This window comes from Bacillus pumilus (assembly GCF_038738535.1).
Taxonomy (GTDB): Bacteria; Bacillota; Bacilli; order Bacillales; family Bacillaceae; genus Bacillus.
The window spans coordinates 3,116,482-3,131,640 of record NZ_CP046128.1; the positions used below are offsets into that span (position 1 = coordinate 3,116,482).

At 39.0% G+C, this 15,159-nt stretch carries 10 protein-coding genes; 3 read left to right on the plus strand and 7 right to left on the minus strand.

The features are described 5' to 3' along the window. The first annotated feature begins 230 nt into the window (after nucleotides 1–230). Nucleotides 231–2,768 (plus strand): glycosyltransferase, encoded by a 2,538-nt coding sequence (locus GKC25_RS15940; protein WP_342689853.1) that lies wholly within the window; start codon nucleotides 231–233, stop codon nucleotides 2,766–2,768. 127 nt (nucleotides 2,769–2,895) lie between these two features. Here GKC25_RS15940 and GKC25_RS15945 read toward each other — a convergent pair whose 3' ends face one another. The 3 genes from GKC25_RS15945 to tagD all read right to left on the minus strand — a co-directional run bounded on the left by GKC25_RS15945 (nucleotide 2,896) and on the right by tagD (nucleotide 7,153). After that, nucleotides 2,896–5,151, minus strand: coding sequence for a CDP-glycerol glycerophosphotransferase family protein (locus GKC25_RS15945; RefSeq protein ID WP_187704191.1), 2,256 nt, complete (start codon nucleotides 5,149–5,151; stop codon nucleotides 2,896–2,898). A gap of 48 nt (nucleotides 5,152–5,199) precedes the next feature. After that, nucleotides 5,200–6,666, minus strand: a complete 1,467-nt coding sequence (locus tag GKC25_RS15950) for an alpha-glucosyltransferase N-terminal domain-containing protein (protein WP_095285716.1) — start codon at nucleotides 6,664–6,666, stop codon at nucleotides 5,200–5,202. A gap of 97 nt (nucleotides 6,667–6,763) precedes the next feature. Further along, complete coding sequence (tagD, locus tag GKC25_RS15955; protein ID WP_008343212.1) at nucleotides 6,764–7,153, minus strand: glycerol-3-phosphate cytidylyltransferase; 390 nt, start codon at nucleotides 7,151–7,153, stop codon at nucleotides 6,764–6,766. A 369-nt stretch (nucleotides 7,154–7,522) separates the two neighbouring features. Between tagD and GKC25_RS15960 the strand changes: the two genes are divergently transcribed. Together GKC25_RS15960 and GKC25_RS15965 are read left to right on the plus strand one after the other, a co-directional pair. After that, nucleotides 7,523–8,293 carry a WecB/TagA/CpsF family glycosyltransferase gene (locus GKC25_RS15960; protein ID WP_034660181.1) on the plus strand — a complete coding sequence of 257 codons (771 nt, stop codon included), beginning with the start codon at nucleotides 7,523–7,525 and terminating at the stop codon, nucleotides 8,291–8,293. 11 nt (nucleotides 8,294–8,304) lie between these two features. Beyond that, nucleotides 8,305–9,492 carry a CDP-glycerol glycerophosphotransferase family protein gene (locus GKC25_RS15965; RefSeq protein ID WP_342689854.1) on the plus strand — a complete coding sequence of 396 codons (1,188 nt, stop codon included), beginning with the start codon at nucleotides 8,305–8,307 and terminating at the stop codon, nucleotides 9,490–9,492. A 17-nt stretch (nucleotides 9,493–9,509) separates the two neighbouring features. Here GKC25_RS15965 and GKC25_RS15970 read toward each other — a convergent pair whose 3' ends face one another. From GKC25_RS15970 to GKC25_RS15985, 4 genes are all read right to left on the minus strand, one after another. Beyond that, nucleotides 9,510–12,140 (minus strand): glucosaminidase domain-containing protein, encoded by a 2,631-nt coding sequence (locus GKC25_RS15970; RefSeq protein ID WP_342689855.1) that lies wholly within the window; start codon nucleotides 12,138–12,140, stop codon nucleotides 9,510–9,512. A gap of 125 nt (nucleotides 12,141–12,265) precedes the next feature. Further along, nucleotides 12,266–13,216 (minus strand): mannose-6-phosphate isomerase, class I, encoded by a 951-nt coding sequence (gene manA / locus GKC25_RS15975; RefSeq protein ID WP_342689856.1) that lies wholly within the window; start codon nucleotides 13,214–13,216, stop codon nucleotides 12,266–12,268. A gap of 146 nt (nucleotides 13,217–13,362) precedes the next feature. Then, nucleotides 13,363–14,184 (minus strand): carbohydrate ABC transporter permease, encoded by an 822-nt coding sequence (locus GKC25_RS15980; RefSeq protein WP_106038253.1) that lies wholly within the window; start codon nucleotides 14,182–14,184, stop codon nucleotides 13,363–13,365. Beyond that, entirely contained in the window at nucleotides 14,181–15,152 is a 972-nt protein-coding gene (locus tag GKC25_RS15985) for a carbohydrate ABC transporter permease (RefSeq protein WP_170938414.1), read from the minus strand. The genes GKC25_RS15980 and GKC25_RS15985 overlap by 4 nt, the downstream gene beginning before the upstream one ends. Nucleotides 15,153–15,159 lie beyond the last annotated feature (7 nt).

Below are 15,159 nucleotides of genomic sequence, written 5' to 3' on the forward strand. Positions count from 1 at the left end.
AAATATTTCACTTTTCAAATCTATTGAGTATATTAAATGGTAGGGGAAACCGATCAAATTAAATGCTGGTATTTTCAGCTATTATAGGTTACTAATTACCTTATTATATCATTGCTTTATATTTGCCATTAGAATATAATTATCAGGATAATTGCATTTCAACTTAACTCCAAAAAATAAATATCATTTTCTTTCAAATTATATATACCAAATGAAGGGGCTTAACATTAATGAGAATAAAGAACTTCAAAAAAATCGTTACAAGAAAGATTAAATTTATTTTGAATCCACTAATAGAGTTTTCTAGAGATTCACGACTTCGTATGAGAAGTAAATACACCTCTTATTTAGAGAAAAAACCTGTTAGAGATAATTATATTCTATATGAAGCTTATCATGGTAAAAGTATATCTGGAAATTGTTATGCAATCTTTCTAGGCTTAATGAAAGATAATGCCTTTAAAGATTTACATCATGTTTGGGTCATTAATGATTTTAGTGATCCAATGATTGCTGAATTAAAGCAGAAATCACCTAATATTTCCTTTGTTAAAGTTGATAGTAACGAATATCTTAAATATTTAGCAACATCTAAATATTTAGTTAATGATACGTCATTTCCTTTTTATTTTATTAAAAGAGAAGAGCAAATTTATATCAATACATGGCACGGAACCCCTTTAAAAACTTTAGGGAAGGACATTAAAAAAAGATCAATGTCTGGCCATAAAAATATCCAAAGAAATTTTCTTCATTGTGATTACCTTATCAGTCCGAATACTTTTACGTATGAAAAGTTACTGAAATCAAATGATGTATTTGGGATATTCACCGGAAAAATAGCAAATATCGGATATCCTAGAGTAGATTTAACATTAAACACTAGTAGTGAAAGTGTGAAAGAAAGATTAGATTTACCTTTTAATAAGAAAATTGTACTTTATGCTCCAACATGGAGAGGAACAATAGGTGCTGAAGAGGATACTTGCTATACATTGCATAGTGAAGTTGTGAAAATTCAGCAGGCGCTTGGTGATGATTACTTAGTACTTTTAAAATCTCATTACTTTTCTTATAAATTCTTTAAACAGAGTGGACTTGAACATCTTTGTGTTCCAAACTGGATTGATACAAATGAACTTTTAGCTGCCATAGATATTTTAATTACAGATTATTCTAGTATCTTTTTCGATTTCCTTCCTTTAAAAAGACCTGTTTTTTTCTATATGCCTGACTTAAGAGAATACGAATCAGAGAGAGGTTTTTATTTAGACATAACAACACTTCCAGGACCTATCAGTGAAAATATAGTTGATTTAATTAACAACTTAGCTCAACTAAACAGTCTAAATAACTTCAATAAACAATTTGAGAATCAATACAGGGAGTTTTTAGATGAATACTGTTTTTATGATGATGGAAAAGCTACAGAGCGATTCATTGACATCGTATTCAAAAAAAATAATCAAAATGAATTAATAAAGGTTGAAAGCAATAAACAAAAATTACTTTTTTATTGTGGAGGATTCTATAATAACGGTATTACAGTTTCAGCAACTAATTTATTTGACCAAATTGATTACAATAAATATGAAGTTGTTGTAATTGATAACTCAAATTATCATAAAGATAAATGGGTGAACATACAAAAGCTACATCCTAATGTCCATATTATTTATAGACCAGGCTTTGTTAATAGAACCTTAATAGAGACATATAAACAGAACATAATTTTCCGCCGTGGTATATATAATAACAAAATGTTAAAGTACACTCCGGTAAATTCATACAAAAGAGAATTAAAGAGAATTATTGGTAATGCGAAGTTTGATGTAGGTATAGACTTTGGAGGTTATAATAAATTTTGGACTCTTCTTTTCGCATTTGGAGATTTTAAAGTCAAAAGTATTTTCCTGCATGCTGACATGATGAAAGAGTACAATAAAAAGGTGAACCACAAATATAAACATCGTGGTAACCTAAAAGTAATTTTCTCACTGTACAAGTTCTTCGATAGAATTGTTTCTGTCGCCGAATCGACTAATATTGAAAATCACTTGAACTTAAGCCCTTATGTTCCTAATGCTTTAGAAAAAATGGTTTTTGTAAATAATGTTATATCGCCAAACAAAGTACTTCAAATGAAAGAAAATAAAAATATTATAGAATTTAATAATGAAAGATATTTAATTACTTATCAAAACGACAAAACCGAATCCATCGGTCTTAATCTATCTGGGATTCCACTTCCAAATAAAGAGTATATCAACTTTATAACTATAGGAAGATTATCTCCTGAAAAAGGGCAAAAAAAATTAATTTCTGCTTTTTCGCAATTAAACAAACAATACCCAAATACAGTATTGTATATTGTGGGAGAAGGACCTTTAAAAAGGGAATTAAAGGATCATACAAAGAGATTACATTTAGATCACTGTGTGTTTTTTGTTGGGCAACTCGAAAATCCATTCTCTTTGCTAGATGAATGTGATTGTTTTGTATTATCTTCAGAATATGAAGGACAAGGTTTGGTTCTCATGGAAGCAATGATTCTAAAAAAACCAATCATAGCTACCGATGTAACTGGAGTACATTCCGTCTTAGAGGGTGGATACGGATTATTAGTTGAGAATAATGAAACTGCTCTGTTTAATGGTATGTCTGATTTTATCCAGAATAGTATGAAACAAGAATCCTTTGATTATGAAAAGTATAATAGCGAGGCACTAGAGCTCTTCTACAAAAACGTATGTACAAAAGCTGATTAATACCTTATATACAGAATAAAATTACATGTATTTAAAAAAACACCTTTGGATAATGGTCAAGTATTGAACTTGATACCTTCCAAAGGTGTTTTTAATTCTCAACTATAAGAAAATATACAAAGCATTGCTAATCAAACACCACTTCCACCACACGCTTCGAAGACTCCCCGCTCTCTAGATAGCAGAATCTTTCATAAAACGGTGCGAATGAAGCCGGTAGTGTAAAGGTTGGCTGTTCTGTTTCTCTTACCCAGTCAATGACGCTGGCTGTTTCTTTCACAAGAGGTCCAGGTGCTTCCTGTTCAAAGTCGAAGTAGAAGCCTCTCAGCTTGTCACGATATGTTTCGATGTCTGGCACATAGAACAGCATCGGACGTTTAAGGTTTGCATAATCAAAGAACACAGATGAGTAGTCAGTGATGAGCAGATCAGATATCATATACAGGTCTCTAATGTCTTCGTAATGAGAGAAGTCATAGGCAAAGCCTTTATATGGTCCTAAATCAAAGTTTTCAGCGACTAGATAGTGCATACGCAAAATGATGATATATTCGTCTCCGATAGCGGCTCTTAGCTCATGCAGATCAAGGTCTAAATCAAATTTGTACTGCCCTTTTTTATAAAATTGATCGTCTCTCCATGTCGGTGCGTATAAGATCAATTTTTTATCAAGCGGCAAGTTCATTTTTTGTTTGAGTGCTCTCATCGTTTCTTCATTGTTTTGATTATGAAGGAAGTCATTTCTCGGATATCCTGACTCAATCATGGTCTTTTGAAATTGGAATGCACGTGTAAAGATTTCAGTCGAGTAAGCATTTGGAGAAATGAGATAGTCCCAATTCGATGCTTCTTTCGTGAAATTCTTTTTGTATTTCTTCGTGTTTGTTCCAGGCATATGCACCTCGTCCATATCCATCGCAAGTCGTTTTAACGGCGTACCGTGCCATGTCTGCAAGTATGTTGTATGCTCTGGTTTTGGAATCCATAGCGGCAAACGGCTGTTGACGACCCAATACTCGGCTCTTGCCATCGCAAAAATCCATTTCAATGATAGACGGTTGATATAGTAGATGTCCTTTTCCTTGAACGGTGCTTCATGCCCTTTTTTCACACTCCAGATCAACGTATATTCAGGATGATTTTCTTTCATATACTCATAGATCCCACGCGGATTACAGCTGAATTGTTTTCCATTAAAGCTTTCAAAAACAACCGTTTTCTTTTTCACAGACAGCTTACTTGCCAGCTGAAAGGTCGTTTGGAAGGTCCTTGTTACAAGGCGGTTACGGACTTTTTTTATTTTGCCGATTTTCTTTTTGAACTTCTTCCACTTGCTTTTGACGTAGTACTTCGCTCGTGTTTTCATTGTATAATCATTAATTCGAATGCCAAGCGTTTGTCTTTTTTTCTTTCGATACACCTCATATCGAATCGGTACATCGTTTCGTTTATGAATTTGAACAAGTCCTTTGAGTTTGTTCGAGCGATCTCCAAGCACTAAAGAAGCGGTCGTTAACGTCTCCTCTACTCCATCTACATCACAAATAAATTCAAGATAGAAGCGATATACAAGGCGGTTGTTTAACGAATAGGTCAATTCCTTTAAAGGAACTTCTGCTAGAAATTGATAAAGCTGTGGTACTTGTTGATCATCACGGTATTTGACCACTTCATCTTTTATTGGGGTCATATTTACCGGAAAGCGATGCTCAATTGGTTCTTCACCATTTCTCTTCAATAGAAGCTTTACTTCTTTGATCTCATAAGGATGCTCTGCACTGAGAACGCCTGTATACCCAGTTAAAGATAACGTACATTCTTTGTTGAGCTCGATATGATTGAACTTCACAACCTTTAGCTCACGCTTGATTTTAAACGATGCATTCCCTTTATCCGTACGATACGGGATGACATACAGCATCGCATCTTTATTTTCTAAAAAAGTCAGCTCTGGCTTGTCTATTTCCATTTTTAAACGACGTTTATAGTATGGCGTCTTCTCTTCTACTTCGGCGTTATCCGTTTCTTTTAATTCGTCTTCCTCTTCTTCTGTATCAGAATCATAGGCTGAGTCCTCAAGCTCGTCTTCATCCTCTTCTTTGTTTGCGCTGAGATAGTCTGAGACATACAGGTTATATGTCTGGCCCTGCTCTAATGCAAGCGGCAGCGATGATTCACTCAATACGAACTTGAATAGATTCTCTTCTTGATGAACAAGCGGAAGGAAAAGCTCTTGTTTTGATACCCTTTCCCTCATAAACAAATAAAATTCTCTATCTTTTAATGGCATGTCATCGTCGATGCGAATAAGCATTTCTAGTTTCTCATGATGATTTTTTAACCCTTCAACGACACTCTTCTTATGAATTCCCTCTTCAATCATTAATCGTTAATCTCCTCTGTTCAGAAATCTTACCGTTGTGTTGTCACGTTATTTCACTTTCCAAGAATAGTTTCCTTGTTTCGTTTGATACGACCACCCATCGATTGACGATGGTTTATTGGTGAGCAGCTCTCCCTCTACTTCTAGACGCTGCAAAACTTCCTGAAGTTCTTCTGTTTTAAAACGAATGTAAAAATCAACGTATTTTGTTTGGTTGGTTTCAATGTTTTTCTTTGTTTGAAAATGACCAATTGGAAAGCTGACTTGATGGTTTTCATCGATTGTTTGAGATATGATTTCAGCTCCATTGCCTCGATCATATCCTGCGAAATCGATTTGCACATGATCCGCATGGCTCATTTCGTCCTTCAACTCAAGCTGAAGATGAAGAACATGATGTTCAGAGCTTAGATCACGCAAAACCCATTTCGTACGGTCCACGATCCTTCTCAGTTCATCTTTTCGCTCACGATTTTCGAGCATATGATGAAGTGCTGTATTCCAAAGAGACATTTCATCAGAAGGCACAAGATAAAAATAGGTTTGTTCTCCCAATACCTTCTCAACATCTACCTTATGCTTAGTATCTCCAAAGAAGACGGCATCCACTTGCTGTTTTCTTATTCGTTTAAATAATTCTCCGTAATGAGAATAGAGTTGATGAGGATCTTCTTCATAATGTGCGTCATGTACAAATGCAGCGTAATACGTTGTTTCAGGCTGATCGATTTTAAACAGGTGGCGGTCCTGATCCCGGTCTTCTGTGATCATTAGTTTCAAACGGTCATTTTGTGTTTGAATACTGGATAACCATAGTTGCTTTATATCCGTTTTCTTTGTAAAAGTTTGAATTCCTGTTTTTTTATACCAATTAATATGCCGAACTGGATTCTTTTTTGCATCTCCTGAGTAGATGATCTCCATATAAATGCCGCCATCGTCATTGATTAGTTCCTCCAAGTATAGAGCACCTGTATGAGGAACAAAGCTTTGTACTCTGCACAAAACGCCCTGCCAATTGTATTCTTCCCTCTTCACTAATTGCTGCTCTTCATTATATTGATCAATATAACAAATAGGGGAAGAAGGCAGTTCATATCTCGTCACCTGTATCATTGATTCATCTACTGGCATCACTGCTTCATTGATCGAATGAAATGATGTACCGATGATAAATTCCGAGTAACGTCTTTTACTTCCGCTTTCTGGTAGAATATAGTGTTCAAATACATTCAAGATGTCAACTTGGCGAAGAAAGGTCTCCTCCATGCTATGAATATGTTCTTTCACATTTGCATCATAATTCAAAGTTAAAATGGCATTACGTTTATGTTTGTCAGCCAATGGCTTTAATCTCGCTTTTAAAGACTTCGTTGAGCTCTCATCCTGTTTTGGTACATCACCCATGATAAAGTAGTAGTCCATATCAGGCATGTCAACTGATGTCATTGTTTCATGTTGTTGAGGTTGATCCAATGTGTGTTCAACTTTTTTCTTCATCCAATTTTGAAACAAAGGAAGCTCTCCTTAAAAATAATGATAACTTGCTCATTGTATTTTACATGAAAAAGTACTTCTCACCAAAAGATAAGAAGTACTTTTTTTCGATCTATTAAAGTCCAGCAATTTCTTCCTTAATTTGTGTTGTCGAGATGCCTTCTGTTCTCTTCAAGTACACGACTTCGCAATGCTCTTTTAAGAAATCGAATTTACCTTCCCAGTCATCTCCCATGACAAACACATCAATATCGTGCTCTTGCACATCACGGACTTTTTGATCCCAGCTGTTTTCTGGAATGACTTCGTCTACGTAACGAATGGTTTCAAGAATCAGCTTTCGATGCTCGTAGCTATGATAAGCCTTTTTTGATTTTTGTAAGTTAAACTCATCTGTCGAAATGGCCACCACTAAGTAATCTCCAAGCTGCTTTGCACGTTCGAGCAGCTTAATGTGCCCCCAGTGTAATAAATCAAATGTACCGTAAGTAATAACTTTCTTCATTGCAAACATGAACTCCTTTCTTCATTCCTTATTTGACTGCTTTCATGCAGTAATGTTTATCCGTAATCCTATAATCATCGATCATTTTTTCGCTCTTCGGAACCTAATTATATCACAATGCCTATGAAAGGTTAAGAAAATGTAAAGACAAACTATTTCCAATTTATTGGGCACAGAAGGGAAAGTCCGAAGAATCAATGTTTCTCGCAGCATCCTCCTTATGAATTGATGAAAATGTCATGAAATTTAAAGGTTTGTAAAGTTATTGTTAATATTTCATGGAGCATCTGTGATAAAATGATGAGTAGACGAAGAATGAATTTACAATGAACGTTCATAGATAACAAGATGAAAAAGGAGGTCTAAACAATGCAAACAGAAGTGGTCTCTAACCTTTCTTATGTAAACGGCGACCTAGATGAATTTATCAGCTATATGAATCACCATCATATTTCTCAAAGAAGAGGCGCCATGATTGCGACTGTCAATCCAGAGATTGGCTATGCTGTTATGAAGGATCATGCGTACCATCAAGTCGTCTCTTCTGCGGATTATGTTCTGCCGGATGGTGTAGGCGTCGTCTTGATGTCACGTTTGACACAAAGTCCGCTGAAGTCAAGAATTGCTGGCTTTGATGTCTTCATGTCTATGCTTGATCTAGCAAACAAGCAGTCTAAAAGTATCTTTTTATATGGGGCGAAAAAAGAAGTGCTTGAGGCTGTTAAACAGCGAATTGATACGGAATATCCAAATGTGGTCATCGCGGGCAGCTGTGACGGCTATCAAGCCGATAAACGTTTCGTAGCGAAGCAAATCGCCCGCTCGAAAGCAGATATGGTGTTCGTTGCTTTAGGTTATCCAAATCAGGAGAACTTTATTTATGAATACCGTCATTTATTCCCGCAGGCTGTTTGCATCGGTTTAGGCGGAAGCTTTGATGTATTTAGCGGAACGGTGAAGCGTGCACCACGATGGATGATTAAGACAAATACAGAATGGCTGTACAGACTGATTGTGAATCCGTGGAGATGGAAACGAATGCTGAACATTCCTAAATACGCTTTTGCCGTATTGAAAGAAAACAAAGGGAAAAAACGTTACTATCCTGAGCAAGTAAAGGATCAGACGAAGCAGCTGTGAGAGACTGACCAATGATGAATATACGCTCAATGATCATTTCATGCTATGCAGCTTTCGTTTCTTTAATTGGATGGCTGATGAGCGGCGTGAAACCGCGTGAAAACCAGGTGACGCTGCTTGTTTCATTTCAAGAGAATGCAGCTGCTCTCATTGATACTTATCAACAACAGGCGAACATGACGATGAAGGTTACTGTCCTCTATACGAAGCATGCTTCTGCGATAGAAAAGGACGGGTCTCATCTGTCATTTCGCTATTTTCATGAAAAAAATCCTCTCCATCTCATTCAATGTATTTATACGATGTTTAAAAGCAAGGTTGTCGTGACAGATAATTACTTTCTCATGACAAGTGTACTCAGAAAACGCCCTTCTACCACATGTATTCAAGTATGGCATGCCAATGGGGCGTTGAAAAAATTCGGTCTTGAAGATGCATCAAATTCGGAACGAAGTCCACGTGATATCGAACGCTTCAAACGAGTCTATGCGTCTTTCGATTATATCGTTACAGGCTCAGATCACATGCGCGAGATTTTTAAGTCTTCGTTTGGGGTCAATGATGAACGTTTTTTACCAACAGGTGTACCGATGACGGATGTGTACTATGATCAGTGCCTGCCTTCCTTGAGGCCATATGATTTTCCTAAAGGGAAAAAGCTCCTGCTTTATGCACCGACCTATCGAGACTTTGCAATGGACGATCTTGTCCTGCCTTTTTCAAAAGAGCAATTGCAAACAGAGCTAAATGGAGACTATATTCTGCTCGTCAAGCTTCATCCTTCGGTCAAACATTTAGCAAAGGCGGAAACAGACGGTGAATGGATATTTGATGTGTCCGATCAGCCGCTCTATCCATTGCTTTGTACTTGCGATGTACTGATGACAGATTATTCGTCGATTGTGTTTGAATATGCGCTGCTTGAAAAGCCTGTTTTGTTCTTCACTTATGACTTAGACACTTATCGAGCGAAACGCGGCTTAGTCGATCGGTATGAGGACATCATTCCTGGAAAGGCTTGCGTCACTCAAGACATGCTCTTGAAGGAGCTGCTTCATCTAAACGAATCAGATCACAGAGAACGAATCAAAACCTTCGCTGAGGAATGGAACCAATATTCAAAGGGCGAGTCTAGTCAGCAGCTCCTATCATTTATTGAACAGCAGCTCTTACACAAAAAACGTCCGGCTTCTCATTAGGAAGCACGGACGTTTTTTTATTTGTTATAAACCGGGATGTCGTAATACAGCGTATAGTTATCAAGTAAGTTATACAAGCTATACATACGAGTGACTTGCTTATAAGCCCAGCCAATATCTGTTGCATATTGATGAGTCGCTGCACTAGACCAGCGCATTTTATAAATCGTATCTTGCTTGTATGTGGCGTGATTAATATAGCTGTTGCCAATGAATTTTGCCCCGCCAATAATCGCTGCCTCTGGCGTGAACCATTGCTGTTCATACGCATACTTTGCACCGAGGTAATTCGGATTGCTGTCGTATGCGCCAATGCCATACATGTTATATACTTTCTTCCCATTAAACATCGTACCATTCGCTAAAATCGAACTTCCGTTACCCGTTTCAAGCAACGCATGAGAAATGAGATAAATTTCGTTGATATGATACGTTTTCGCTGCCGTAATAAAGGCTTGTCCTTTACCTGCAAGAATCCCTTTACCTGCTAGAATCTTGGAATTGACTTCTGCCGGATTGAGATTCGCAGCTTCAGAGAGTTTCAGAAATTGAAAATAAGATTGAGTGCCCTCAGCAATATTGGCTGGGTCTACGTATTTTTGCACCTCTGCTGAACTTGCATTTCTCCAGCCCAAGCTGATCTTGATCCAGTTTCCTTCTTTCCCAAGCTGTCTTACTTTTGTTCCTTTGTTCAACTGCGCCACGATGTTGCTCGCAGAGCTCGAATCAGGTGTAGAACGAACATTTAAGCCGTCTGTATTCACAGTTGACGTCGCCGGGTCTACATATGCTGCATAGACATAGGCTGCACCGTCTGTCTGCGGTGACACCTTCATTTGCTTGTTCACCATCTCATTGACAGTGAGGTTGTAGTTCGTTTGCATGACCATTGGGCCATTTTTGATTTTTACGGCTGTGGCTGTCCAGCCATATTGTCTTTTCACAAAGGCAATCGCCGCATTTACAGTTGGTAATCCTGTGAATTGCTGCGTAATGTTGATTTTGTAGGTTGGTTTCGTTGTTGTTTTATAAGCAGCTGGTTCATTCCGTTTTTTGAAAAATGCCAGGCCTTGGTCGCGCAATGCAGCTGTGGAAATAACACCAGTTTTAATCTGATATTGACCATAATCAGTTGTACCTGTTTTTTGTGCAGCTGCTTTCATTTTTTGTTTCGTTAAATAGCTTAACGCTTGATTCAGTTTTGTCTGATTCACCGTCGGCTCTGTCGTGATCCGGTATTGCTTAACCGCTTCTGTCAGCGTTTTTGTACTGCTGGCAACGCCATTTTTCTTGATAATCTCTTGAGCCTGTTTGACTTTACTTTGCTCATATACAGGTGTTGTCTTGAGACTATACGTTTTGCTGACAGCTTGTCCCTTACCTGTTGTGATGCTGCTTGTCACCTTCTGCGTTTTTAAATATGCGGCACCTTTATTCATTTTCGCTTGGTCTGCTGATTGATTGACGACAAGTCGATACGTGCTGTCAGATACCTTACCTGTTTTTTTCGTTGTCGTATATACCTTTTTCTTTTGGAAGAAAGCCGCTGCTTTTTTCGCTTGAACATCTCCTAATAGGTTTCCAGTCACTACTTGATATGGCTGTGTAGAAGAGATCTTTTTGGATGTGTAGCGCCATTTCTTTTTCTTGAAAAAGGCTACCGTTTTTCCGTATGCTGTATCGTTCAGTTGATTGAGTTTCACGATATAATTTTTTGTTTTTCCCACTCGCTGCACAGTCCCTGCAGCGCCGGTTTGTTTCTTGATCTGAGCCGCAGCTGAGGATGCTTGTTTGTTGTCTTTGAAATAGCCTGATTCCAAGCGATAAACATTTTTTAAAGCGCCTGTCTTTTGAATCTTCCCGCTGATCTTTGCTTCTCTTTGCAGCTGGGTAAGGAGCGTCTGTGCTTTTGACTGGCTGGCTTGTGCAGCTGATGTGACGATGTAATATGGCTTGCCTGCTGTCACCGTTTGAAGCACTGCTTTTAAACCAGACTCCTTTTGAAAGCCTTGCAGGATGGTATTCGCTTTACTTTGTCCAACGATACCGCCTGAAATCAGCTGATACACAGTGCCAGCTTTGTTTTCAGTTTGGTATGTACTGGTGACACCGGCCTGCTTTTGTAATTCGGTTTGAATATTTTTGACTTTCGTTTCAGAATCAATGGTTCCTGATATGACCTGATAAGAAGGTCTGCTTTGATTGATGACTTCATAGGTGCTATTGAGCCCTGATGTTTTCGTTAGCTCGAGCGAGAGCTTTTTTGCCTGAGCTTCATCATTGACTGGGTCAGATACGACCTTTTGTAAAGGAAGGCGGTCACCTACTGGAGACACCGTACCGCTCATGCCCGTCTCTTTTTTTAATGCAGCTGCACTTGCACTCGCTGCTGTTTGCGACTCATATCCTGAGGCAGTGAGCTGATAGGTCGACGTGTTTCCTGAGGTTTGATAAGTGGCTGTCCACTTTTTGTCCTTCTTCAATGTTTCCACTGCTTTTTTCACTTCTGATTCTGCTGTAAATACCTTTGAGGTGTTCATCGTATAAATGGATTGATCGACATAGGAGGCTGCTTGCGCTTCTTTGCCCGTCTGTACTGTCATACCAAAGGCAGCTGCGAGTAACATAATCTTGATGGTTTTTTTCACGTTCCCTGTCCCTCTCTTAACTTTGCATAATAGTCTACTAATCTCTTTATCGACAAAAACAAGTACTCTTTCAAGTCATTTATGCAATAGAAAAATAGAGGACCCCTTCGAAGTCCTCTTTTCCTTTATATATGCGACACAATCAGTTCACAAGTTCCTTCAATTGAGAAGCTCCCTGTTTCAGCCGGCAGGATAAAATGAGTTCCTTTAGGCAGTGGATATGTATGTCCATCATGCGTTAAAGACCCTTCTCCATGAATTACACTGCACAGCAAAAACGGATATTCTTGCGAAAGCTCTACTGTTTGATCAATTTCCCATTTATACACAGAGAAATACTCTGCTTCAACAAAAGTTCGAATGGTCAGCCCACGGCGTGTTTCAACTGATTCATCTGTATAACCGTCTACATGAGGAACCGTTGTGACATCAATGGCTTGCACAAAATGAAGTTCACGTTCATTGCCATCCTGATCTTTTCGTTCATAATCATATACCCGATAGGTTGTATCTGAGCTTTGCTGCGTTTCAAGGACAAGCGTTCCTTCGCAGAGCGCATGAATGGTTCCGCTTGGCACATAATAAAAATCACCAGGCTTAATCTTCACACGACGCAAAAGACCTTCCCAATCTCCACTGTTCATCATGGTCACAAGCTCAGTTCTTGTTCTTGCATTGTGCCCATAGATCATTTCTGCTCCTTCTTTGCAGTCAATGATATACCAGCACTCTGTTTTTCCAAGCTCGCCATTTTCATGTCTTTCCGCATAATCATCATCCGGATGAACTTGAACGGACAAGTCTTGGTTTGCATCTAAAATTTTGGTTAACAGCGGGAATCGATCGCCTTCTATTCCCCCGAACAATTCTCTGTGATTGTCCCATAGTTCGATCAGCGTTTTCCCTTTATATGGACCGTCTTGCACGACACTTGGTCCGTTTGGATGAGCAGAAATTGCCCAGCATTCTCCCGTTTGATCAGAAGGAATATCATAGCCAAATTGATCCCTTAAGGCTGTACCTCCCCATATTCTCTCCTTCAATTCAGGCAGTAAAAAAATTGGTGACTGCTTCATTCAGGATGACTCCTCCCTTTGCTACCCTTTGATAATCCTTGCCAAGCTTGATGAAAACTAGCAAGTCTCAACTTTTATTATGACGCTATCTAAAGAGAAGTCAATCCTTTCAGTACACCAAATGAAAACGATAACACAAAAATATTTCATCCTTTGACAGAGCCTGCGAGAAGCCCTTTGACAAAGTATTTTCCGAGCAGAATATAGACCAAAAGTGTCGGCAGTGCGGCCAATATCGCCCCTGCCATTTGGACGTTCCATTGCACAATTTGACTGCCTGATAGATTTTGCAAGGCGACCATCACCGGCTGATGCTCCGCAGTGGTCATCGTGACTGCAAATAAGAACTCATTCCACACATTTGTGAACTGCCAAATGGCGACCACAACAAACCCTGTGATCGAAAGCGGAAGAATCATATGTCTGAAAATCCCGATAAACCCTGCGCCATCCATTTTTGCCGATTCAATCATTTCATCAGGGATGCCCACATAGAAGTTTCGGAACATGAGCGTTGTGATCGGGAGTCCATATACGACATGGACAAGCACCAGACCTGGAATCGAATTATACAATCCGATTTCACGCAAAAATTGAATGAGTGGTATGAGGATACTTTGATATGGAATAAACATCCCAAACAGCATCAGCGTAAAGACCACTTCTGACCCTTTGAAACGCCATTTTGATAGGACATAGCCATTCATCGCTCCTAGTACAGCTGACAATAAGGTAGCCGGAATGACAAGATAAAGTGAATTCATTAAATTGGGCGCTAGCTTTTCAAATGCGATTTGATAGCTTGAAAAATCGAGTGTTGATGGCAGCGCCCACATTTTCTCAAGGGTCACTTCACCTAATGGCTTCAAGCTTGTGACGAGCATGACATAGACTGGCATCAGAAAAAAAAGACTGCACAAAATCAATAAAGCATAAAGGACTGGACGGACAAACCATCTAGCTGTCATGATGACGCCCCCTTCCGGCTCGACAGGAGATACGGCACGATAAAGACCGCAACAGAGATCAGCATAACAATCGCAATGGCGGCACCGCCTGCATAATGGTTTCCTCTAAAGGTCATTTCAAACATGTAAACGCCAGGAACATCTGTGACAAAGTTTGCACCCGGTCCTGTCATCGAGTAAATCAAATCGAAAATCTTTAACGAAATATGAGCCATGATGATAATGACACTTGCAGTAATCGGTTTTAATAGAGGAAAAATAATCTTCCGGTAAATCTGCCATTCAGTTGCGCCATCCATTCTAGCAGCCTCTCTTACTTCCTCTGGAATTCCTCTCAAACCCGCCAAATACATCGCTAGAGAGAAGCCAGTCATCTGCCAAACAGCTGCAATCACGACTGCAATCATTGCGGCAGGGACACCAAACTCAATTTTCCCCCAGACAAATCCGGCTAAAATGTTCGTATCCGTGTACCACTTAGGCTGGATACCAAGCGTTTTTAAAAACAGATTCACCCCAGTGGACGGGTTTAAAACCCATTGCCAGACGACCCCTGTCACAACGAAGGAAAGGGCCATCGGAAAGAAAAATAAATTCCGAAATAGAGATTCACCCTTGATCTTCTGATCTAGTAAAATCGCAAGTGCAAGTCCAGAGGCAATGACGGCTCCAATAAAGAATAGAGTAAAAAAGACCGTATTTCGAAGATCTGACTGAAAACGGAAATCTTGAAACAGCATGATATAGTTTTGAAGACCTGCAAAAGAGAAATTCGGAACAAGCGAGGTCCAGTTTGATAATGACACATACCCTGTCCAGCCAATAAAGCCGTAAACAAAGATGAATAATAAAACAGCCGACGGGGCTAAAAATAGCAGCGCAAGCAGCTGATCCCCATTCCATTTTTTCCGAACACGTTTGACTTTAGGTGTTGCTGCTTTTGTGATCGGCGATGTGTCCATGCGCATGAAGCTA